At 67.4% G+C, this 20,308-nt stretch carries 17 protein-coding genes and 2 pseudogenes; 6 read left to right on the top strand and 13 right to left on the bottom strand.

What is annotated here, in order from left to right:
* Positions 1-420: 420 nt before the first annotated feature.
* Both CXY82_RS02655 and CXY82_RS02660 read right to left on the bottom strand, forming a co-directional pair.
* A complete protein-coding gene (locus tag CXY82_RS02655) occupies positions 421-1,785 on the bottom strand; it encodes a wax ester/triacylglycerol synthase domain-containing protein (protein ID WP_104169564.1) in 1,365 nt (454 codons plus the stop codon).
* A gap of 342 nt (positions 1,786-2,127) precedes the next feature.
* Positions 2,128-2,898 (bottom strand): DUF6544 family protein, encoded by a 771-nt coding sequence (locus CXY82_RS02660; RefSeq protein WP_370443671.1) that lies wholly within the window; start codon positions 2,896-2,898, stop codon positions 2,128-2,130.
* On the opposite strand from CXY82_RS02660, the pseudogene CXY82_RS02665 reads away from it, so the two are divergent.
* Positions 2,836-2,994 (top strand): annotated as a pseudogene (locus CXY82_RS02665) (IS4 family transposase); the annotation flags it as partial. The gene CXY82_RS02660 and the pseudogene CXY82_RS02665 overlap by 63 nt on opposite strands.
* A 252-nt stretch (positions 2,995-3,246) precedes the next feature.
* Here the strand turns inward: CXY82_RS02665 and CXY82_RS02675 are convergent.
* The gene (locus CXY82_RS02675; RefSeq protein ID WP_104169567.1) at positions 3,247-3,798 is read right to left on the bottom strand and encodes a cob(I)yrinic acid a,c-diamide adenosyltransferase; all 552 of its coding nucleotides are present in this window, start codon (positions 3,796-3,798) and stop codon (positions 3,247-3,249) included.
* Between the two features lie 460 nt (positions 3,799-4,258).
* Here CXY82_RS02675 and CXY82_RS02680 point away from each other — a divergent pair, with 460 nt between their 5' ends.
* Entirely contained in the window at positions 4,259-7,066 is a 2,808-nt protein-coding gene (locus CXY82_RS02680; RefSeq protein ID WP_255408562.1) for a vitamin B12-dependent ribonucleotide reductase, read from the top strand.
* Positions 7,067-7,295: 229 nt separating this feature from the next.
* On the opposite strand, the gene CXY82_RS02690 is transcribed toward CXY82_RS02680, so the two are convergent.
* Positions 7,296-7,946: a TetR/AcrR family transcriptional regulator gene (locus tag CXY82_RS02690; RefSeq protein ID WP_104169570.1), complete on the bottom strand. Its 651-nt coding sequence runs from the start codon at positions 7,944-7,946 to the stop codon at positions 7,296-7,298.
* 138 nt (positions 7,947-8,084) lie between these two features.
* Between CXY82_RS02690 and pdhA the strand changes: the two genes are divergently transcribed.
* From pdhA to CXY82_RS02705, 3 genes are read left to right on the top strand one after another with little or no spacing between them, the layout of a single operon-like run.
* Positions 8,085-9,215 carry a pyruvate dehydrogenase (acetyl-transferring) E1 component subunit alpha gene (gene pdhA / locus CXY82_RS02695; RefSeq protein ID WP_104169571.1) on the top strand — a complete coding sequence of 377 codons (1,131 nt, stop codon included), beginning with the start codon at positions 8,085-8,087 and terminating at the stop codon, positions 9,213-9,215.
* Positions 9,212-10,228 carry an alpha-ketoacid dehydrogenase subunit beta gene (locus CXY82_RS02700; protein WP_104099447.1) on the top strand — a complete coding sequence of 339 codons (1,017 nt, stop codon included), beginning with the start codon at positions 9,212-9,214 and terminating at the stop codon, positions 10,226-10,228. Before pdhA ends, CXY82_RS02700 begins: the two co-directional genes overlap by 4 nt.
* Positions 10,225-11,541, top strand: a complete 1,317-nt coding sequence (locus tag CXY82_RS02705) for a dihydrolipoamide acetyltransferase family protein (protein ID WP_199180863.1) — start codon at positions 10,225-10,227, stop codon at positions 11,539-11,541. The genes CXY82_RS02700 and CXY82_RS02705 overlap by 4 nt, the downstream gene beginning before the upstream one ends.
* 54 nt (positions 11,542-11,595) lie before the next feature.
* On the opposite strand, the pseudogene CXY82_RS02710 reads toward CXY82_RS02705, so the two are convergent.
* The 7 genes and pseudogenes from CXY82_RS02710 to kynA all read right to left on the bottom strand — a co-directional run bounded on the left by CXY82_RS02710 (position 11,596) and on the right by kynA (position 17,667).
* Positions 11,596-11,929 (bottom strand): annotated as a pseudogene (locus tag CXY82_RS02710) (cupin domain-containing protein).
* 10 nt (positions 11,930-11,939) lie between these two features.
* The gene (locus tag CXY82_RS02715) at positions 11,940-13,043 is read right to left on the bottom strand and encodes a tellurite resistance/C4-dicarboxylate transporter family protein (RefSeq protein WP_104169572.1); all 1,104 of its coding nucleotides are present in this window, start codon (positions 13,041-13,043) and stop codon (positions 11,940-11,942) included.
* A 59-nt stretch (positions 13,044-13,102) separates the two neighbouring features.
* Positions 13,103-13,801, bottom strand: coding sequence for a phosphoribosylformylglycinamidine synthase subunit PurQ (gene purQ / locus CXY82_RS02720; RefSeq protein ID WP_104169573.1), 699 nt, complete (start codon positions 13,799-13,801; stop codon positions 13,103-13,105).
* A complete protein-coding gene (purS, locus tag CXY82_RS02725) occupies positions 13,801-14,070 on the bottom strand; it encodes a phosphoribosylformylglycinamidine synthase subunit PurS (protein WP_104099452.1) in 270 nt (89 codons plus the stop codon). Before purS ends, purQ begins: the two co-directional genes overlap by 1 nt.
* A 39-nt stretch (positions 14,071-14,109) precedes the next feature.
* Positions 14,110-15,522: a kynureninase gene (locus CXY82_RS02730; RefSeq protein WP_104169574.1), complete on the bottom strand. Its 1,413-nt coding sequence runs from the start codon at positions 15,520-15,522 to the stop codon at positions 14,110-14,112.
* Between the two features lie 173 nt (positions 15,523-15,695).
* Positions 15,696-16,691: an amidohydrolase gene (locus CXY82_RS02735; RefSeq protein WP_104169575.1), complete on the bottom strand. Its 996-nt coding sequence runs from the start codon at positions 16,689-16,691 to the stop codon at positions 15,696-15,698.
* A 121-nt stretch (positions 16,692-16,812) separates the two neighbouring features.
* Entirely contained in the window at positions 16,813-17,667 is an 855-nt protein-coding gene (gene kynA, locus CXY82_RS02740) for a tryptophan 2,3-dioxygenase (RefSeq protein ID WP_104169576.1), read from the bottom strand.
* Positions 17,668-17,803: 136 nt separating this feature from the next.
* On the opposite strand from kynA, the gene CXY82_RS02745 reads away from it, so the two are divergent.
* Positions 17,804-18,538, top strand: a complete 735-nt coding sequence (locus CXY82_RS02745) for a TetR/AcrR family transcriptional regulator (RefSeq protein WP_158252013.1) — start codon at positions 17,804-17,806, stop codon at positions 18,536-18,538.
* An 83-nt stretch (positions 18,539-18,621) separates the two neighbouring features.
* Here CXY82_RS02745 and CXY82_RS02750 read toward each other — a convergent pair whose 3' ends face one another.
* A complete protein-coding gene (locus CXY82_RS02750; protein ID WP_104169581.1) occupies positions 18,622-19,449 on the bottom strand; it encodes a VOC family protein in 828 nt (275 codons plus the stop codon).
* A 298-nt stretch (positions 19,450-19,747) separates the two neighbouring features.
* Positions 19,748-20,131 (bottom strand): VOC family protein, encoded by a 384-nt coding sequence (locus CXY82_RS02755; protein ID WP_104169578.1) that lies wholly within the window; start codon positions 20,129-20,131, stop codon positions 19,748-19,750.
* Positions 20,132-20,308 lie beyond the last annotated feature (177 nt).

Raw genomic sequence — 20,308 nt, forward strand, 5'->3', positions numbered from 1 at the left:
AACTCTCCCTCGCTCCGTATCCGCTAGGGGTTCTGCGAGGATTGAATCCCATTAGATGCTGACCGGACTCGCCCGGCCGACCATTGGCGTCGTGCAGATCGTCGGGAACAACGTTATTGGTGGATGGCACAACCCGCGCCCGCAGTAGTTTCTTCCCGACGTGCCCGGCTTCTAGGGCTGAATGTCGGCCAAGGAATTTATTGCGGGGACTCGGGCGACTCGTCGCGATCGACCGGCGCATCCTGGGCGGTCTCGTCGGAACGTTACCCGGCAGCGGCCCCGACGCGACTTTCCCAAATTGCCTCAGTAGAACCTTCGTGCAGGGCCTTGGCCAGTGGCAGGAGAGTTCGGCGTAGGAGCGCTCGCCCCGCAGGGTGCAGTAACCGCCTCTCTTTGCTGAGATCGACGAGGGCGACAGGCTCACCTGGCGAGCTCTGCTAGCTCCTCGGCGAGCAGACCCTGCAGCGTGGCCAAGTCGGGGCAAGCATCGGGGTCGGCGATGAGAGTGATCGTGAGATCGCCTGCGTATGAGAGCACAGTGAATGAGACGGTCACGTTTCCCGTCGCGGCGCTCAGCGGGACAATCGCGGTGACCGGGCAGCCAAAGATTGAGAGTCGCTGTTCTGGCCCGCGCAAATTGCTTACAAAGGTGTGGATTAGACGCTGCCGGTCGACGAACCATTGGAATAGTCCCAGCTGCGCGAGCACCCGGAAAAACGGGCCGAGCAGGGCGGTCGTCGCACCGGGCGACGACCGTTTGGCCTTCCGGGTCCCCTCTGCTACGAATCGCAATCGACTTTCCGCGGCGCCGACGCCGGGTACCCGGATCGGGATAACCCCGCTGCGATTGCCTAGGTCTCCGTGCGTCGTGGCGCGCCGCTCGGAGAACGGCACCGAGACGATGAACCGGTCGACAGCCTCGTCGCGCAACGCGAGGAGCCGGTGCAGTGCGCCACCGATCGCGGTGAGCACGACGTCGTTGACCGTGGCTTTCTGGGCGTGACCGGCGTTGCGGATTTCGTCCAGCGCCACCGTGACCGTAGCGAGGCTTCGTCGCGGGCCGGTCGGTCGGTTGAGCGAGGTTGACCTCAGGCGCGTCCACCGCACCGACCGCAATTCCCGGGCCGCATCAAGGAGGCGGCGCAGCAGAGCGGGGAGAGCTCGCAGTGAACCTAGCCGGCGGGTCCAGGCGTCGATGGCGAGCTGGCGAATGGATGCTTGCGGCCGCGGGAAATCGGATTCACGCGTCTTCGGGCCCACGGCCCTGGGCGTCCCGGTAGCGTCCGACTGGTCGACGAGCCCGCCCAGCACGACCAGGCCAGCCACGCCGTCGGCGAGCACGTGGTGAAAGACGACGATCAACGCGGCTTGGTGCCGCGCTACTCCGGTGACAAGAGTGGCTGCCCAGAGCGCACGGGTGCGCGGCAGCGGAGTGACGAGCAGCACTGCGGCTAGATCGAGTACCGCCTGCTCGCCCCCGGGGGCCGGGCAGGGGACGACGCTCACGTGCTGGGTCACGTCGAAATCGGCATCGTCCGCCCAGATCGGACGTCCGCAGCCGAACGGCGCGGGCACGAGCCTCTGCCGTAGGCGCGGCACGCCCGGTAGACGCTGGGCGAGAAGGTCGACAGCCCGCTCGACATCGAGCCCAGTCCCCGTACCGAGCACGTCAGCCGTGTCGATGATCAGCACGGCACCTACCTGCAGTGGCGAGGCTCCACGCTCGGTTGCCAGCGACATCAGATCGTCGGTACTCACCCGGTCGATCGAAAACGACACCCCCATTTCCCCAACCTATACCCACGGCAATCGGGCACGTCGTGCCTGTGATTGAGCCTGGCAAAAACACGGACAATCTCGACCACCGGCGGTGTGGCGAACCCCGACATGAACCCGTTCTCTCGGTGCGTGGACTTGGTGACGGATGTCTCATCACTGATGCCACCGGATATGCGGCCTTAGGATTCCCGGAGGCTCCAGCTACCACGGGGGCGAGCGAACACGGTGCGCAACGAGACCCGTTTGGTGTACTAGACCGACCTTCGAACTCGGGCTGGCGCGCCGGCCGCTGTGGCGTCGGGGTTGTAGGTGATGGTGTATTGGTTGTATTCGAAGTAGACGAACTGGTCACGGGGGGGCAGTGGGATGCCAACGGCCGTCGCCGCGGGTGGCGAGTCGCCGGGTGCCGAAAGCTCGGTAGTCGCTCACGGGTGTCGACCAGAGTTGAGGGGTGAAGGTGGAGCCGTCCGGGGTGGTGCTCATCCGGTCGTCGGAGATGAAGTCGACGAGGTCGCCGTCGCAGAAGGTCAGGTCGGCGGTCACGGTCTGCGCACCGTTGGTGAAAACCCCGCGGACATGGCTGTCGTCGAGGGGCTGCCAGACGATTGGGGCGTCAATGAACGCCGCGGGGGCGAGGATGCAGAGGTCGTTGAACAGTGTCACGGTTTCGGCCCGATCCATCTCCGGCCCTGCAGCATTTGCCATCGGCAGCATCGAGCACAGCTTGACGCGCATGGTGGCGGTGCGCCCGACGAGGACGTGGAGGACGTCGACCGGCAGGCCGAACATCGTGGCGTCCATCCAGAACAACCGGCTGGGCGCGGGCCCGTAGGTGTTGACCTGCTCACCGGTGTAAGTCATCCATCGCGACGTGGCGCTGGCACGTATCCGGCCGTGAATATTGGCGCGCAGGGAAGACACCCGGGGTTGACCGACTGCCCCGGAGCGACGGACGTGCTCGGCGACCAGCCGTGGCAGGTGGGCCAGGTTGGCTTCGGTCACGGCTACGCCGGAGCGCGGTTGGGCTTCGCTGAGCGCGGCCTGGACGCGACGGGAATCTGGGGGCACCTCTGTTGCCACTACGCGATCCGCACGCTCATGGTTGGGGCCGCCCAGCATGCTCGCCGTGACCCCGACCGGGTCTCTTTCGTTGCCGCACTCCGCATCGCCCGCCGTTCCGTGGCCCAGGGCGCTTTTTCCCCCTCCGCAGCCTGACCACGCCAAAGCGGTCTGGCGCCACGCCATCCTCGCCCTCGTCCGGCGCCTGAACCCGGCGCGACGACGGCGATCACACCCTCGCGTCATCAAACGCAAGGTCTCGAAGTGGCCCGCCAAACGCTTCCACCACGCGCACTGGCCACAACCCCTCCACGAGCCAGAAATCACCACTCAAACGCTTAAATGAACGGTATTGAGGCTAAGCGGAGGAGGAACCGGCGAGGGAGAGAATTCAATTTTGAGTCGTCCTCAGTCGTGGCTGGCAGGCTCTGTTTCGGGGCCCGCCGAGTGCCGGGCAAGCACGTAGAGCAGGTCGGAGAGCCGGTTGAGGTAGTGCCGCGCGTCGTCGCTGACCGGATGCCCGACCACACCGGCCCGCACCGTGTGCCGCTCGGCCCGCCGCACCACCGTTCTGGCCAGATCGATGGCGGCCTCGGTGGGCGTCGACCCGGGGATGAGGAAAACCGGCCGCAGTGGCCGGGCGGTCACCAGCCCGTCGATGATTCTCTCCAACTCCGTGACCATGTCCGGAACGACCAGCGATATGCGCGGGACGAGGCGGTCGCGGTGAGCCGGGTTCACGACCAGATCGGCTGCGACGACGAACAAATCGCGCTGCACGCGGAACAGGATCGCGGCATGCTCGGGCTCGGCGCATCCCGCTCGCGCCAGACCGAGGGCAGACACCGCTTCGTCGATGTCGCCGACCGCGTCCATGAGTTCATCACCCTTGGAGACCCTGCCGCCATGAAGCATCCCGGTGCTGCCGGCGTCGCCGGTTCTGGTGTAGATTCTTGCCATTTCGTGGCCTCCCGTTGATCGCCGGACTAGGTTGACGAAGCTGGGCCGGTACCGGACAATTCCATCGTTTCATGCATTCGCGTGCCGGTGCGGCTGTCTGCCGTCGGTGCGCGGGTGCCCGGCCACCGTTGGGATGCTGCACGCCGCGCGGAACATCACCCCCCAATCGACGTGGTTGCGCCGCGGGGCTCAGATTTTCCCCTTCAGCAGCGCAACCTCTTTCGGTGGGGATCTGATGCGGGCCGTCGTCCTGGCCGGCGGCGTCGCGGCATTGATGGGCCGGCCTGTGCGTGCAGCCCTGCTCCGCACCGCCAGGCGGGCTTTTTTCTGCCGCACTGCCCGTCGAGGACACGCCCGAGCCGAAGCAGAAAAACACAATCACTACATGTAGTGGTTCACTGAGGAGTTGACACCCACTGGTAGTAATATGGCATTCGGGTGTCGTGAGTGGGGAGCGAACGTGAGCAGCAGGAATCAGAACGCCGAAGCCGGGTCTGACGGAAGCGATCAGGGTGCGCATAGTGCCGGACTGGCCATCGAGCGCCACTTCAGCACGCCCGGGGTCCACCCGTACGACGAGGTGGTCTGGGAGCTTCGCGATGTCGTGCAGACGAACTGGAAGAATGGCGAAACCGTCTTCGAGCAGAAGGGTGTCGAGTTCCCGGACACCTGGTCGGCGAACGCCTCCACCATTGTGAGCACGAAGTACTTTCGCGGGGCCATCGGGTCGCCCGAGCGGGAGTCCAGCCTCAAGCAGCTGATCGACCGGGTGGTCACGCAGTATGTGGTTGCCGGGTCGGCGAACGGGTACTTCGCCGGGGACGGCGACGCGGAGGTCTTCGGTGCGGAACTGACCTGGCTGCTCCTGCATCAGGTCTTCTCGTTCAACTCCCCGGTGTGGTTCAACGTCGGGACGCCATCGCCGCAGCAGGTCAGCGCCTGCTTCATCCTCTCGGTCGAGGACACAATGGAGTCCATTCTCGGCTGGTACCGCGATGAGGGGATGATCTTCAAGGGCGGTTCTGGGGCGGGGGTGAACCTGTCCCAACTGCGTTCCTCCAAAGAGCTGCTCTCCTCCGGCGGAACGGCCAGTGGGCCCGTCTCGTTCATGCGCGGCGCCGATGCCAGCGCGGGCACGATCAAGTCCGGCGGGGCGACCCGGCGTGCTGCCAAAATGGTGGTGCTCGACGTGGACCACCCGGACATCGTGGAATTCATCGAGGCCAAGTCGAGGGAGGAAGGCAAAATCCGCGCTCTGCGGGATGCCGGCTACGACATGGACCTCGGCGGTGCGGACATGGCGAGCGTGCAGTACCAGAACGCCAACAACACCGTTCGGGTCAGTGACGAGTTCATGCGAGCCGTGGAAAACGGCACCAGCTTCTCCCTCACCTCCCGGCAGGACGGAAGCGAGATCGAGTCAGTGCACGGACCGGGCCTGTTCCGTCAACTCGCCCAAGCGGCGTGGGACTGCGCCGACCCGGGAATCCAGTATGACGACACCATCAACGACTGGCATACCAATCCCGAATCGGGTCGGATCACGGCGTCGAATCCCTGCTCGGAGTACATGTCGCTCGACAACTCGTCCTGCAACCTGGCCTCGCTCAATCTGCTCAAGTTTCTGCGCGCCGACGCCGTCCCGGGGGAGGACGTGTTCGACACGGATGCCTTCGTTCGGGCGGTCGAGCTGATCACCACGGCGATGGACATCTCGATCTGCTTCGCCGACTTCCCGACGCCGGCCATCGGTGAGACGACCCGCGCGTTCCGCCAGCTGGGCATCGGCTACGCCAACCTCGGTGCTCTCCTGATGGCCGCCGGTCACGCCTACGATTCCGAGTCGGGCAGGGCCGTGGCCGCCGGGATCACCTCCCTGATGACCGGAACCGCCTACCGGCGTTCGGCCGAGCTGGCCGGAGTGGTTGGCCCGTACGAGGGCTTCGCGCGCAATGCGGAGGCCCACACGAGAGTCATGCGCAAGCACGAGGCAGCCGACATCGCCCTGCAGACCTCGGGTGGCATGAGCGGCGAGATCCATGATCGGGCGTCGGCGGCCTGGCAGCAGGCCCTGATGTTGGGGGAGGTGTCCGGCTGGCGAAACGCGCAAGCCAGTGTTCTCGCTCCCACCGGCACGATCGGCTTCATGATGGACTGTGACACCACGGGAATCGAACCGGATTTCTCACTGGTGAAGTTCAAGAAGCTGGTGGGTGGCGGCTCCATGCAGATCGTCAACCAGACCGTGCCCCGAGCGCTGCGCGGCCTGGGGTACCCGCAGGAGGCCGCCGAGGCGATCGTCGAACACATCGCCCTGCACGGACAGGTCATCGGTGCCCCCGGGCTCGAACCGGAACACTACGCGATCTTCGACTGCGCCATGGGAAAGAGGGCCATCGCGCCGATGGGCCACGTGCGCATGATGGCCGCGGTTCAGCCGTTCCTCTCCGGAGCCATCTCCAAAACCGTCAACCTCCCGCAGAGCGCAACGGTCGACGAAGTGGAGGAGGTCTACTTCCAGGGCTGGAAGCTCGGGCTCAAGGCGGTGGCCATTTACCGCGACAACTGCAAGGTCGGTCAGCCCCTATCGGACGGCAAGGCCGCCCCGGCGTCCGTGCCGGTCGTGCAGCCCGCGTCGCCGATCCGGCGGCGACTCCCGAAGTCCCGCACGTCGATCACCACGTCCTTCGCCGTCGCCGGCGCCGAGGGGCATCTCACGGCGGGGTTGTACCCCAACGACGAACTCGGCGAGATCTTCCTCCGGCTGGGCAAACAGGGTTCTACTCTGTCCGGGGTCATGGACGCATTCTCCATCGCGGTCTCGATCGGCCTGCAGTACGGGGTGCCGCTGCCGACCTACGTCGAGAAGTTCACCAATCTGCGCTTCGAACCGGCGGGGATGACCGATGACCCGGACATCCGGATGGCGCAGTCGATGATGGACTACATTTTCCGCCGCCTGGCCCTGGACCACCTGCCGTTCGCCACGCGCTCGTCGATGGGGATCTTCACGACCGCCGAGCGCGTTTCCCAGCTCGATGCGGGTGGCTCTGAAGCAACGGAAACGGCGCCACCGAGCCAGGTGCTGCCTCCGGCCCAGCCGCCTGCAGGGGCGACTCGAGCGGTGCATTCCTCGGCGGAACTACTCGAGGCTCAGCAGGGTCTCAGCCTGGATTCGCCGCTGTGCATGTCGTGCGGCACCGCCATGCGTCCGTCCGGTTCGTGCTACGTCTGCGAAAGCTGTGGCAGCACGAGCGGCTGCAGCTGAGGCCCATCGCTGCCTGACGGCGGTGGGCTGTCGGCGCCGATCTTCGACATCGTGCTCAAGGGCCTCACCATTCGCGGTTCGATCGGGGGCACCCGCCGTGACCTTCTCGAAGCCCTGATTTTCCACAACCGTGGAGTGTTCCACCCGGCTGTCGCCACTGGCCGCCTCGAGGAGCTGACCGACGTCCTCGACGAGATGCGCCAGGGCAGGATCGACGATCGGATCGTCATCACGGACTCGGCGCACCCGCTGCCGATGCGGCGTCGGACGGGGGGCTCGCCGTCGTCAACTGGATGACGGCCAGCGCGGACCGAGCGTGGACCGCGGCCTCGGCGGCGGTCACCGGTTCGAGCAGCCCGAGCAGCCGCCGCCGGTAGTCTTCGCCCAGCAGCAGTGCGTAGAGCTGCTCGGCACGGGCAGCGGCCGCCTGGCCGTGCTCGGCCCGAATGTGGTCTGCGAGGCGCGCGATGTGGCGCATGTCGCCGTTGTCGTGCAGCCGTCGGGCGAGTTCGGGAAAACGCAGCGACTCGGCGATCACGAGGCGGTGTAGTCCGATCATCTGGGCCGAGTGCAACCCGTACACGATACGCGCGGCGAGTGATTCCAGCGTCTCCGGACGGACAGGCTCGCCACTGACGTTCGCGGCGAGGCGTCGCTGCATCTCGGTGAAGACGCCATCCTTGTCGCCGAAGTAGGTGTAGATGGTGCGCTTGGTGACGCGGGACGCGGCGGCAATCCGGTCCACCGTCGCCTTGCCGAAGCCATATTCGAGGAAGACCGGCAACGCGGCGTCGAGGATCTGGCCTCGACGCTCGACGCGCCCCGCCTCCGTGGGTCGGCCGCGCTTGCGAACCGGGCTCGCTGGGGTCGCTGAGTCCATGTCCGGCCCTTCGGATCTTCAAAAAAACGTTTAACGCAAACGTACTCTCGGATGTAGAATGAAACTAATTCGTATCATTAAAATTCGATGCGACTCTTCGATCTCCGACCTCACGAAGGCCGAGCAGGGAGTTCTTCCATGACCACTCGACCGCGTACATCCGTGGCGACCCAGTCCCGACCAACCACTTCCCCGGGTCGGCCGACCCCGGGCGCAAAACCCGATGTCTCCCCGGCCGACCGGGAACTCTTGACCGGGTTCTACCGCCAGATGATGCTCATCCGCCGGTTCGAAGAGCGAGCCGCACGGGCCTACACGCAAGCGCTGATCGGCGGCTACTGCCACCTGAATCTCGGCGAGGAGGCTGCGGTCGTCGGGCTCATGTCCGCGCTCCGCCCGAGCGACTACCTCTTCACCAACTACCGCGAGCATGGCTACGCGATCACCCGCGGCATCCACCCCAACCGGGTGATGGCCGAACTGTACGGCCGATCCGACGGGGTGTCCAAGGGGTGGGGCGGCTCGATGCACATGTTCGACCTCGAGAAGCGGATGCTGGGCGGCTACGGCATCGTCGGCGGCCAGATCCCGCTGGCGACGGGGGCCGCCCTGGCCATCGACTACCGCGCCGGCGACGAGATCGTGCTGTGCACGATGGGCGATGGCACCACGAACATCGGAGCATTCCACGAGTCTTTGAACATCGCGTCTCTCTGGAACCTTCCGATCGTCTACGTCATCATCAACAACAGGCTGGGAATGGCCACGACGGTAGACAAGGCTTCGGCTGAGCCGGACCTCTACAAGCGCGCATCCGCGTACCGGATGGCGTCGGAACGCGTCGATGGGCTCGATCCCGTCGCCGTGTTCGAGGCCGCCCAGCGTGCCGTTGCTCAGGCTCGCAGCGGTAAGCCCTTCCTGCTCGAGGTCGTGACGGAACGACTGCGTGGGCACTCCGTCGTCGACCCGGCCAAGTACCGCTCCGACGAGGAGATGTCCCTGGTCAAGGAACGAGACCCGGTGCACACCTTCGCCGGCAAGCTGGTCGCGGACGGTCTGCTCGACGAGCAGGAACTGGCGAAGATCGACGAGGAAGTAACCCTTCAGGCAACCGAGGCGGCGGCGTTCGCCGAGAACAGCCCGTTCCCGAATGTGTCGACCCTGTTCGACTACACCTACGCCACAGCCGTGGCCAATGACTCCCATCGGTTGCCCGGGCAGCCTCTGTTCGAGCCGGCACCGATCCCCGACTACGGAGTCAACCAATGAGCATCATGACCTATCGCCAGGCACTGCACGACACGCTGCGTTCCGAGATGCTGCGTGACGAAAATGTGTTCCTGATGGGTGAGGAGATCGGTCTCTTCGAAGGCGCGTACAAGATCACCGCGGGCATGCTCGACGAGTTCGGCGAGAAGCGCGTGCGGGACACCTCGATCGCCGAAGAGGGTTTCACCGGTGCCGCCATCGGCGCCGCGATGCTCGGGCTCCGCCCCGTGGTCGAGATCATGACCATCAACTTCTCCCTGCTCGCGCTCGACCAGATCGTGAACCACGCCGCCAAGATCTACGGCATGTTCGGTGGACAGGCCCGAGTGCCTCTCGTCATCCGCACGCCGGGTGGCGGCGGACAGCAGCTGGGTGCGACCCACTCGCAGAACATCGAGCTCTTCTACGCCTTCGTCCCCGGGATGAAGGTCGTCGCACCCAGCACGCCGGCCGACGCCAAGGCGCTTCTGATCGCGGCGATCCGGGACGATGACCCCGTGCTGTTCCTGGAAAACCTGTCGCTCTACAACATCAAGGGCGAGGTGCCTGACGGCGACGTGTCGGCCGAAATCGGCAAGGCTGCCGTCACCCGCAAGGGAAGCGACATCACCCTGATCGGCTATTCACGGATGGCCCACGTCGCGTCGCAGGTCGCGGCGCAGCTCGCGGAATCGGACGGCCTCGACATCGAGGTCATCGACCTGCGCAGCCTGCGTCCGCTGGACCGCGAAACGGTTGTGGAGTCCGTCAAGAAGACGCACGCCGCCGTCATCCTCGAGGATGACTGGCTGACCTATGGAATCGGCGCTGAAATCGCGGCCACGATCTCCGACGGCGCCTTCGACTACCTGGACGCGCCCGTTCGACGCGTCGCGATGGCAGAGGTGCCGCTGCCGTACTCAAAACCTTTGGAGACGGCCGCGTTGCCGTCGGCGGAGGACGTCATCGGCGCCATCCGGCAGACCCTCGACGCCGTCGGTCGCCGCCGCTACCCGATGGGTGAAAAATCATGATCGAAATCACAATGCCCCGCCTCTCCGACACGATGGAGGAAGGCGCGATCGCGATCTGGCACAAGCAGCCCGGTGACCGGGTCGAGGTCGGGGACCTGCTCGTCGAGATCGAGACCGATAAGGCCACGATGGAGTACGAAGCCTACGAGGCCGGCACACTCTCGGAGCATCTCGTGGCAGAGGGGAAGCTGGTCTCCATCGGCGAGCCCATCGCACTGCTGGACGACGGCAAGCCGAGTGTCATGCCGGGGGCGACGCCGGCCGCCGCTGCCGACGCACCGGCGGCTGCACCGGCGGCTGCACCGGCGGCTGCGCCGGCGGCCGAGGCCGCACCGGCAGTTCCTCCGACCGATGGCAATGCGGACGGGAACGCCGCCGGGCGCGGTGAGCGCCTCTTCGCGTCACCGCTGGTGCGCAAGCTCGCGCGGGAAAACCATCTCGACCTGAGCCAGGTGCGCGGCACGGGCCCCGGCGGCCGCATCATCCGCTCGGATACCGACGCACTGCTCGCCCAGGCGCCCGCGCCCGGTGCCGACTTTGCCGTCCCCAACGCGACCGTGGTCGCTCCGAGCGCGGCAGCCGCCGCACCCTCACCGGACACCCTCGACAAGCGCGCGTCCGAGGCGATCCCGCTGAGCAACATGCGCCGCATCATCGCGCGGCGGCTGGGTGAGAGCGCCCGCACCATTCCGCACTTCTTCGTCACCGCCGCGGCCGACGCCGAGAACCTCGTGAAGTTGCGCACCGAGCTGAACGCGCAACTCGTTCAGGCCGGTCGGCCGAAGGTGAGCATCAACGACCTGCTGATTCGGGCGAGCGCGCTCGCCCTCCGCGAGCACCCCGAGGTCAACGCGTCCTACATCGACGACGCGAGCGTCGAGATGCTGGTGCACCACCGCGTCAACATCGGTGTGGCTGTCGCCTCGGGCAACGGCCTCGTGGTTCCCGTGATCGAGGACGCGGACCAGAAGACCGTCAGCCAGCTCGGTACGGAAGCCAAGCAGCTCGTCTCCCTGGCCAACGCCAAGAAGCTCACAGCCGGCCAGATGTCGGGCGGCACGTTCACCATCAGCAACCTCGGCATGTTCGGTGTGGAGCAGTTCACCGCGATCATCAACCCGCCCGAAGGGGCGATCCTGGCCGTCGGCGGCACCGCCCGCGAGGCTGTCGTGGTCGGGGACGAGATCGTTGCCCGGCACAGGATGCGCTACACCCTGTCGGCGGACCACCGGATCATCGACGGCGCTGTGGCCGCACAGTTCCTGCAAACGCTGACCCGTCTGATCGAGAACCCGTGGACGATCATCGCCTGATCACCGGCACGGGGATCGCTGCGCGCCTGTCGCGGCGGTCCTCGATCTGGCGTTCTAGCCCTTCTTGGCAACGGTCATCAGGACCGTGGAATCTACGACCGCCTCAAGGCTGTGCCGTGCGTCCGGAACGATCAGGAAATCACCGGCGCGCCCCTCCCAGACGTCGTCGCCGGCTCTTAGCCGCACGCGCCCGCTGAGGACATAGACCGTCGCCTCACCCGGATTCTCATGCTCGCTCAGGGAGATCCCGGCCAGCAGCGCAATGACGGTTTGACGCATCACCTTCTCGTGGCCGCCGAAGACCGTTCCGGCTGCGCGACCACTGGTGCCGGCTGCGGCTGCCTTCGAGGTGTTCGCGGGCGAACGCCTCGATCGAAATTTTCTGCACGGGTCGGTTCTCACTTTCTCGGTCGGTCGGTGACTGCGGGCTCAACGTTCAGGTGCCGCGGGTCAGGGGATCCACGAAACAGTCCACCTGCCCGCAGCGGCTGGCGGACCATCGCGGTGAACACGACCAACCACACCACGAGAGCCACCCAGAGTGAGACGGTCCCGATCTGCCCGACCAGTGGAAGGTCATCGGCCTGGCCCAGGTAGATTCCGGCGACCGCGTACATCCCGACAGGAAATGCGATGCTCCACAGCGTCGCTTCGTAGCGCAGTGGCACTCGGTGTGTGACGTGACGCCAGAACCCCACCGCGATGAGCACGGGGATGAGCCAGGTGGCGAACGCCCAGAACATGACGGAGACGCCCGCAACGAGCCCCCGGGTCGCGGTCACCATTGGGGCGTCCGCCATTTCGACGATGCGGGCACCGGCCAGCACCGTGATCGCGCACGCGCCCATGGACACCCAGTAGGGCGGGTCCAACTGCTCAGGCCGGATGTCATAGAGCACCAACCGTAAGGATACGAAAACACCCGCGGCTCCGTAGAGGAAGATGCCCACCGACCAGGACAAGATCGCGAGGACTGCGAGCAGTGCCCTGGCATCGCCCGACACGGGCTCCAACGAGGCTGCCACGACGGCGACCGACTGGCTGGCGACGACCCAGATGAACCAGGTCCCGTTCGCGGCGTTGAGCACGGGGCGCACGCTGCGACCCAGGACCGCGAACCACGGGAGAGCGTAGCCGAGCAACAGCCAGGTGATTCCGGACACCCCGAGGAGAACCGTCGCCAGGCCGAACCAGCCCTCGATGGCGAGACGGGCAGCCAGGACGTTGGTGCCGGCGACGAAAGTGAAGAACTGGAATCCGCGGTGGGGATCGTGCATGTCCGCAAGGAAGGCCGCGGAATAGGCGATGAGCCGCCACCCGGTGAGCGCCACGAGAATCAGGTAGGCCGCGGCACACACGACCATAAGGATGAAGCTGAGCGTCTGGACGCCGATCAGGTGCATCCCGACCGAGATGATCCCCGTGGCCATGACCAACGCGAAGTAGCCCGGCGGCATCCCGCGGACAGCGGCACTCACACGCACACCGCTGTTAGACGTCACCCTGACAGGCTAGCGCGCCGGCGCTCCGGCGCGCCGACAACCGCATGGTGCGGACGCTGTTACGCGCTGACGAGCATCCGTTCGATCACGGAGGTGAAGAAGGTGATTCCGTCGGTGCCGCTGCGCATGGCGTCGACGGTGTCGGGGCCGAAGCCCGGCTCGACCGCGTGCTCGGGGTGCGGCATCAGGCCGACGACGTTGCCGCGCATGTTACTGATGCCGGCGATGTCGTTGAGCGAGCCGTTCGGGTTCATGCCGACGTAGCGCACGACCACGCGGCCCTCACCCTCGAGGCGCTCGAGCGTGTCGGCGGAGGCGATGAAGCCGCCCTCGCCGTTCTTGAGCGGGATGGTGATCTCCTGGCCGGCCGCGAAACCGCCGGTCCAGTCGGTGAGGGCGCTCTCGACGCGCAATCTCTGGTCGCGGCAGATGAACGAGCCGTGGTCGTTGCGAATCAGGCCGCCCTCGAGCAGGTGCGCCTCGGTCAGCATCTGGAAGCCGTTGCAGACACCGAGTACGGGCATGCCGCCGTTGGCCGCGCTGATGACCTCGGCCATGATCGGAGAGAGGCTCGCGATGGCGCCGCAGCGCAGGTAGTCGCCGTAGCTGAAGCCGCCGGGCAGTACGAGCGCGTCCACGCCGTGCAGGTCGTGCTCGCCGTGCCAGAGGGCGACGGGCTCTGCGCCGGCCAGGCGGATCGCGCGCGCGGCGTCGCGATCGTCGAGCGAACCGGGGAACGTGACGACGCCGATGCGCATCAGTGGGTCTCTCCGGCGGGTGCCTCCAGCACGTGGATGCCGATGACATCCTCGATCACCGTGTTGGACAGTACGGTGTCGGCGAGTTCTTGCACCTCGGCGAGCACGGCGTCGTCGACGTGGCCGTCGATGGTGAGTTCAAACCGCTTGCCCAGGCGAACGCTGGTGAAACGGGTCTTGCCGAGACGACCCAGGGCGCCGGCGACGGCCTTCCCCTGCGGGTCGAGCAGCTCGGCCTTGGGCATAACTTCTACGACGATTGTTGGCATAGCTCACTCCGGAGGCGTCGGGGGGTGGATTCCACGATCCTACAGGCCGACCCCCGGGCCGCCGAGCGCACCGGCCAGGCCGGTGCCCAGGCCGGTGCCGAGACCACCGTTGGCTCCGCCGGCAAGCCCGCTCTGCCCGAGCAGCACACCGCGCAGCACGTCCCGGATCGCCGCGACCCCCTCGAAGGTCTCGACGAAGCTTGTGCTCAGCGGGGACAGGCCGATGCGCAGTGCGTCGGGCGTGCGGAAATCGGGGATCACATCGTGCTCCCACAGAATCTGCGTCACCTGTCGCATGGCGGGGTGGTTCACGGTCACGTGACCGCCGCGGTGCGTGGGCTCTCGCGGCGACGACACAGTCACGCCCATCGGGGCAAGCCAAGCATCCACGAGGGTCAGCGCGAACTCGGTCAGTGCCACCGACTTGGCGCGCACCTGGTCGATGCCCGCCTCCTCGATCATCGCGAGCGAATCCTGCATGGCCAGCATCCCCACGATCGGCGGGGTTCCGCTCATGAAGCGACGGATGCCGTCGGCCGGCACATACCCCGGGCCCATCGTGAAGACATCCTTCGTTCCCATCCAGCCCTGAATCGGCTGGGTGAGAACGTCTTGCAGGTCGCTGCGCACATAGGCGAACGCGGGGGCGCCGGGGCCGCCGTTCAGGTATTTGTAGGAGCAGCCGACGGCCAGGTCCACGTCGCACAGGTCGAGTTCGACCACCACGGAGCCGACCGAGTGGCTGAGGTCCCAGAGCACGAGGCCGCCCGCGGTGTGCACCACCGCGGTGATCTCGCGCATATCGGCAAGGAAACTTGAGCGGTAGGCCACGTGGCTGAGCAGCACGAGCGCCGTCTGCGGGCCCACGGCCTGCCGCACCTGCTCCACTGTGACGCCGCTCGCGGGGTCGGAGTGGATCCAGTGCAGCGTCATGCCACGTTCGGCCGCGATGCCCTCGAGCAGGTAGCGGTCGGTGGGGAAGTTGTCGGTGTCCAGCACGATCTCGGTGCGCGTCGGCTCCGCGTCGACGCGGAGGTAGTCGACGGCCGCCCGCGCCAACTTGTAGAGCAGCACGGTGGTCGAGTCGCCGACGAAGACCTGGCCGGGCGCGGCCCCGAGGGCGGCGCGGCCGATGTCGTCGCCGATTTTCAGCGGAAGGTCCAGCCAGGCCTCGTCCCAGCCGCGGATCAGGCGGGTGCCCCAGTCGTGGGTGAGGAACTCGGTGATGCGGGCCACGCTGGCCCGGGTGGGCCGGCCGAGGGAGTTGCCGTCGAGGTAGGCGACGAGGCTCGGGGTGTGCCCGGTCGCGCCGGTCGCGCTGTCGGGTTCGATGCCGACGAACTGCCGCCGGTAGTGCCCGAGCCCGTCGATGCGGTCCATCCGGCGGGCGAAGGCGAGCTGGGCATCCTGGCTGCCGTTGCCGGCGGGGCTGGTGTCGGTGTGGGGGGTCATCTGGATTCCTCGAGGTCGAACGGATGATGGGCAGCCATCTCTCGCAGCGATGCGCGCTTCCCGGGGACTCGCCGACACCGTGCCGCGCTGGCAGTATCCCACCCACGCGCGTGGCCGCGCGACTGCGGGAAGCGCGGACGGCCGTGCGGCGGCGGATGCGGTCGGGGGTGCGCTCAGGAATCCGGCGGGTCGAGGGTGCCGAGGTCGCCCAGGTCGGCCGGGCTGATCGCCCGGGCGGTGCCGAGCCAGGCGCTGAACGCGGCCGGGTCGGCCGGGCGCTTGCCACGCAGCACCGTGACCAGGCGCTCGGTGCCTGTTGGGCCGCGCAGCACGGTCCGGAAGCCGCCGAGGTTTCCCATGGTCAGGCTCCGCAGCACGTCGTCGCCGCTCAGGCCGGCGCCGAGCAGCGCGTTGATCTCCCGCCGGTTCAGCCCGAGCGGCAGCGGGCCGTTGCCGAGGTCGGTGCCGTAGAGCACCTGTCCGCCGGCCCGGTGGAAGCGGCGCAGATTGTCGACCGCGCGATCGAAGTCGTCGGTCGGCTCGCCCCAGCCGTGGATGTCGAGGGTGCTGATCCATGCCATCCGCCCGGCCATGGCCGCAATCACCTCGTCGCCCAGCCGCTCGCTGAACGGCGTGTGCGCCAGGGCGTCCACCCCGGCCTCGAACGCGCGGAGCGCCTGGCCGGCCCCCTCGGCATGGGCGAGAACGGGGGCCCCGCGATCGTGGGCGTGCCCGACTATGGCCGCGAGAACCGCGCGCGGCAGCACTGGCCCGGCATCGCCGTTCAGCGTGACCTTGATCACGGATGCCCCGAGCCCCAGCTGGTCGTCGACGGCCGCCGCGGCATCCGTTGCCTGTGCCACGAAGCGCACGCTGCCTGCCGGGGCCCAGGACCGTTCGCTCGGGTAGCCGCCCGGCGCGGCGAGGAACTGCCCCGCGAACACGGTCTCGGGAAGGACCGCGCTCGCGGGACGCCCCGCTCGCTGTGGCTCTCCCGCGCCCACCTCCACCCGCCGAGGTCGAGCACGCGGGTCGGACTCGACCGGAAGCGTCGACCTCGGCGGCGTCCACCCGCCGAGGTCGAGCACGCGGGCGATGCCGGCCGCGGTGAGCGGGGCCGGGTCGATCAGCGCGAGGTGCACATGCGCATCGAGGAAGCCCGGGAGCACGGTCCTGCCGACCGTCCTGCCCGGCACCGATCCGCCTGGCACCGGTCCGCACGGCACCGGTTCGCACGGCACCGGTTCGCCTGGCACCGATCCGCCTGGCCGGCCGCCGGTCATCCGTGCCTCATGTGCCGAGTTCGGTGCGCACGGCGAACAACTCGGGGAAGAAGGTCAGCTCGAGCGCCTTCTGCAGGAAGGCGGCCCCGCTCGACCCACCGGTACCGGTCTTCATGCCGATGATGCGCTGCACGGTCTTGAGGTGACGGAACCGCCAGAGCTGGAAGTTGTCCTCCAGGTCGACGAGTTCCTCGCAGGCCTCGTAGGCACCCCAGTGCTCGCCCGCGTTCTCGTAGATCCCGCGAAAGGTGGCCACGAGTTCCGGATGCAGCACCCATGCCTCCGTCACGTCGCGCTCCAGCACGGATGCCGGGATAGCGAACCCCTGCCGGTGCAGGTAGCGCAGGAACTCGTCATAAATGCTGGGGGCCGCAAGCATCTCGGAGAGGAGCGCGTGAGCATCCGGATCGCTCTCGAACACGCTCAGCATGCGCCGGTTCTTGTTGCCGAGCGCGAACTCGACGGCCCGGTACTGATACGACTGGAACCCGGACGAGTTGCCCAGGAAATGCCGGAACTCGGCGTATTCGCTGGGCGTGAGCGTGGCTAGCACCGACCACTGCTCGGTCAGGGTGCGCTGGATGTGCTTGACCCTGGCGATGCATTTGAGGGCCGGGGCGATCTGGTCCTGGCGCAGGAACGCGGTCGCGGCGCGCAGCTCGTGCAGCACGAGCTTCAGCCAGAGCTCGGTGGTCTGGTGCTGGATGATGAACAGAAGCTCGTCGTGGTGCTCGGGTGAGCTGACCGGCTTCTGCGCACCGAGCAGGGTGTCCAGATCGAGGTAGGAGCCGTAACTCATCCGCTCCCGGAAATCCGTCACGATCTCGGGATCGAACTCGCGGGTGTTGTGCTCGACCGACATGGTGCTCCGTTTCGTTCGGGTGCTGACTGCATTGTGCGGGACAGCCCCGGCCCGGCGCAACTGGCTGACACCTGCCAGGGGGAGGCGTGGAGGTGAGCCTCCGCGATGCCAAGGTTCGGGACCTAGACTCAGGGTCATGACTTCGCCCGAATCGACCCCGCAGGATGGGGCGCAGCCTCGACGGCGTGACGCCCGGCAGAACCGTGAGCGTCTCCTCGTTGAGGCGCGGGCACTGATCGCGGTGCACGGCGTTGACGCTTCGCTGGAGGAGATCGCCCGCCGCGCCGACGTGGGCGTGGCCACGCTGTACCGCAATTTTTCCACCCGGGACGACCTCGTCAGGGCCCTGCACGACATCTCCCTCGCCGAGCTGGCCTCGGTGCGCGACGAGATCGCGGCTGCCCCCACCGCGTGGGACGGCATCGTCGTCTACACCGAACGCGTCGCCGAGTGGCTCGTCGCCGACCCGTCGCTGCCGCCCATCCTCAAGCGCATGGAGACGGTCGACCCGGCGCGCGGCAAGGCGGCCTCGTTCAAAGCGGTGCTGTCGGCCCTCGTCACGCAGGCCAAACGCGACGGCGACCTCCGAACGGATGTCGATGCGGTCGACCTCGCGGTCCTCGTCACCATGGTGGGCTCGCTCGGCACCCTCGGCGGCGGTTACACCGGCCAGTGGCGGCGCCAGCTGTCGATCGTGCTCGACGGGCTGCGGGCCGTCGACTGTGGCCGGCCCAAGCTGCCGGGACGTCCGCTGGGAGCCAAGGAATACCAGGCGGCCGTGCACGGCCTGAGCCGCCGTGCCACCCGGGCGGCCTCCCGCGGCACGGGTGCGGCGCCGGGAGCCGGCGCTGCGCCCGGAGCCGGCGCATAGGACATCTGCGTTCGGCGTCGGCGGGGTGCGCCGCGCTGACGCCGTGCGCTGACGCCGTGCGCTGACGCCGTGCGGGCCGCGGGCTACTTCGTGCGCACCACGATCTGGTTGCCCCACGGGTCGTCGAAGCCGAGGGTCTGCCCGTCGTGACGGGTCTGCACGCCGAAGTGGGACATCCGTTCGTTGAGGGCACCGATGTCGTCGGTGCCCGGCAGGATGATATCGACCTCGCCGAGCCCGAGGGCCAGTCGGCGCTTGCCGGCGCCGGCGCTGTTCCAGGTGTTCATGGCCATGTGGTGGTGGTAGCCGCCGGCCGAGACGAACAGGGCCTGGCCACCAAGGGTCGCCGTCGCCTCGAAGCCGAGGCGGTCCACGTAGAACTCGCGGGCCGTGCCCACGTCGCCGACGGAAAGGTGCACGTGCCCGACGATGGCGTTGCCGACCGACGGATGCGCCTGACCGTCCCGGGTCAGGTGCTCGCCGATGAAGGTGTTCGGGTCGAGGTAGAGGGTGGCCATCTCGACCTGGCCGTGGGTCCAGCTCCACTCGGTGCGGTCGCGGTCCCAGTACAGCTCGATGCCGTTGCCCTCCGGGTCGGTAAAGTAGAAGGCCTGGCTGACCAGGTGATCGGCACTGCCGGTGAACGATCCCGGATGCGTTGTGCCCACCGAGTAGACGGCCGCGGCGAGCTGCGCCTGCGTATCGAAGAGGATGGCGGTGTGGAACAGCCCGCTCGAGCGGGGCTCGGCGGCGGCCAGCTCCGGGGCGTGCTGCAGAACAACGATCGGTGTGGTTCCGCGCCCGAGCACGGCGACCGGCCCCTCGTGGCTCTGCAGCTCGAGGGTCACCGCGTCGCGGTAATACGTGATCATGGCGTCGAGGTCGCCCACCCGCAGGGTCACCGCGCCCATGCCGGTGGATGCGGGCAGCAGGTCGTTCGCAAATCGATTCACACTGGCCCCAACGGATGATCCGGGCCCGGTATTCCGGCCGTGCGCCGCGCGGCGGGGGCTAACTCAGGAGATCCGGCGGCACGGTCGCGATCGGACACCATCCGCCGCGGAAACAGTGGCCCCGGGGACGGCCTTGGTCGGGATCTCCTGAGTTAGCCACAGATTGGAGTCGGGAGGTGGAGTCGGGAGTTGTAGGGGGATCGGGAGTCGGAAGCGGGTCGGAGCGCAGAACGCGACCCGGCAGTCCGGGCGCTCGCTACTGCTCGTCTTCGTGGAGCTGGATCAGGTTGCCGCAGGTGTCGTCGAAGATGACGGAGGTGCCGTAGGCATCCGTGCTGGGGGCGCCGGCGAACTGAACGCCCAGGGTGCGGAGTCGCTCGTACTCGGCCTGCACATCCGGTGTGCCGAACACGATGGCCGGCAGCCCGAGGCTGCGGATGCCCTGAGCGTACTTCTGGGAGACCTTGTTGTCGCTTGGCTCGAGGAGGAGGCCGACCCCGTCGGGGTCTTCCGGGGACTTCACGATGTACAGCTGGTGCTCCGGCATGGACATCAGCTTCTCGAATCCGAGCACGGACGTGTAGAAGTCGAACGCGGCGGACGGATCGTTCACGTGGACGCTGCACATCTTGATTCGCATGGCCGGAGCGTATCAGTTTGCGGCCCGTGGCCGCCGGGCCGTGACGCCCCGCGACGGCACGCCCGGCTGCGGGGAAGCCCAGCGACGGTGCGGTGCCCGCGTAGAAACGCGGGCCACCGCGGACTCGCCTACGCCGCGCCGGCCGCGCCTACGCCGCGCCGGCCGCGCCTACGCCGC

It is taken from the genome of Cryobacterium sp. M23 (assembly GCF_002929655.1).
Lineage (GTDB): Bacteria > Actinomycetota > Actinomycetes > Actinomycetales > Microbacteriaceae > Cryobacterium > Cryobacterium sandaracinum.

Excerpts from the sequence above, each read along its gene's own strand:
- CXY82_RS02655 (WP_104169564.1), bottom strand. The coding sequence starts at position 1,785 with ATGGGGGTGTCGTTTTCGATCGACCGGGTGAGTACCGACGATCTGATG.
- CXY82_RS02660 (WP_370443671.1), bottom strand. The coding sequence starts at position 2,898 with ATGCTGGGCGGCCCCAACCATGAGCGTGCGGATCGCGTAGTGGCAACA.
- CXY82_RS02675 (WP_104169567.1), bottom strand. The coding sequence starts at position 3,798 with ATGGCAAGAATCTACACCAGAACCGGCGACGCCGGCAGCACCGGGATG.
- CXY82_RS02690 (WP_104169570.1), bottom strand. The coding sequence starts at position 7,946 with ATGGACTCAGCGACCCCAGCGAGCCCGGTTCGCAAGCGCGGCCGACCC.
- pdhA (WP_104169571.1), top strand. The coding sequence starts at position 8,085 with ATGACCACTCGACCGCGTACATCCGTGGCGACCCAGTCCCGACCAACC.
- CXY82_RS02700 (WP_104099447.1), top strand. The coding sequence starts at position 9,212 with ATGAGCATCATGACCTATCGCCAGGCACTGCACGACACGCTGCGTTCC.
- CXY82_RS02705 (WP_199180863.1), top strand. The coding sequence starts at position 10,225 with ATGATCGAAATCACAATGCCCCGCCTCTCCGACACGATGGAGGAAGGC.
- purQ (WP_104169573.1), bottom strand. The coding sequence starts at position 13,801 with ATGCGCATCGGCGTCGTCACGTTCCCCGGTTCGCTCGACGATCGCGAC.
- purS (WP_104099452.1), bottom strand. The coding sequence starts at position 14,070 with ATGCCAACAATCGTCGTAGAAGTTATGCCCAAGGCCGAGCTGCTCGAC.
- CXY82_RS02730 (WP_104169574.1), bottom strand. The coding sequence starts at position 15,522 with ATGACCCCCCACACCGACACCAGCCCCGCCGGCAACGGCAGCCAGGAT.
- kynA (WP_104169576.1), bottom strand. The coding sequence starts at position 17,667 with ATGTCGGTCGAGCACAACACCCGCGAGTTCGATCCCGAGATCGTGACG.
- CXY82_RS02745 (WP_158252013.1), top strand. The coding sequence starts at position 17,804 with ATGACTTCGCCCGAATCGACCCCGCAGGATGGGGCGCAGCCTCGACGG.
- CXY82_RS02750 (WP_104169581.1), bottom strand. The coding sequence starts at position 19,449 with ATGGGCGCGGTGACCCTGCGGGTGGGCGACCTCGACGCCATGATCACG.
- CXY82_RS02755 (WP_104169578.1), bottom strand. The coding sequence starts at position 20,131 with ATGCGAATCAAGATGTGCAGCGTCCACGTGAACGATCCGTCCGCCGCG.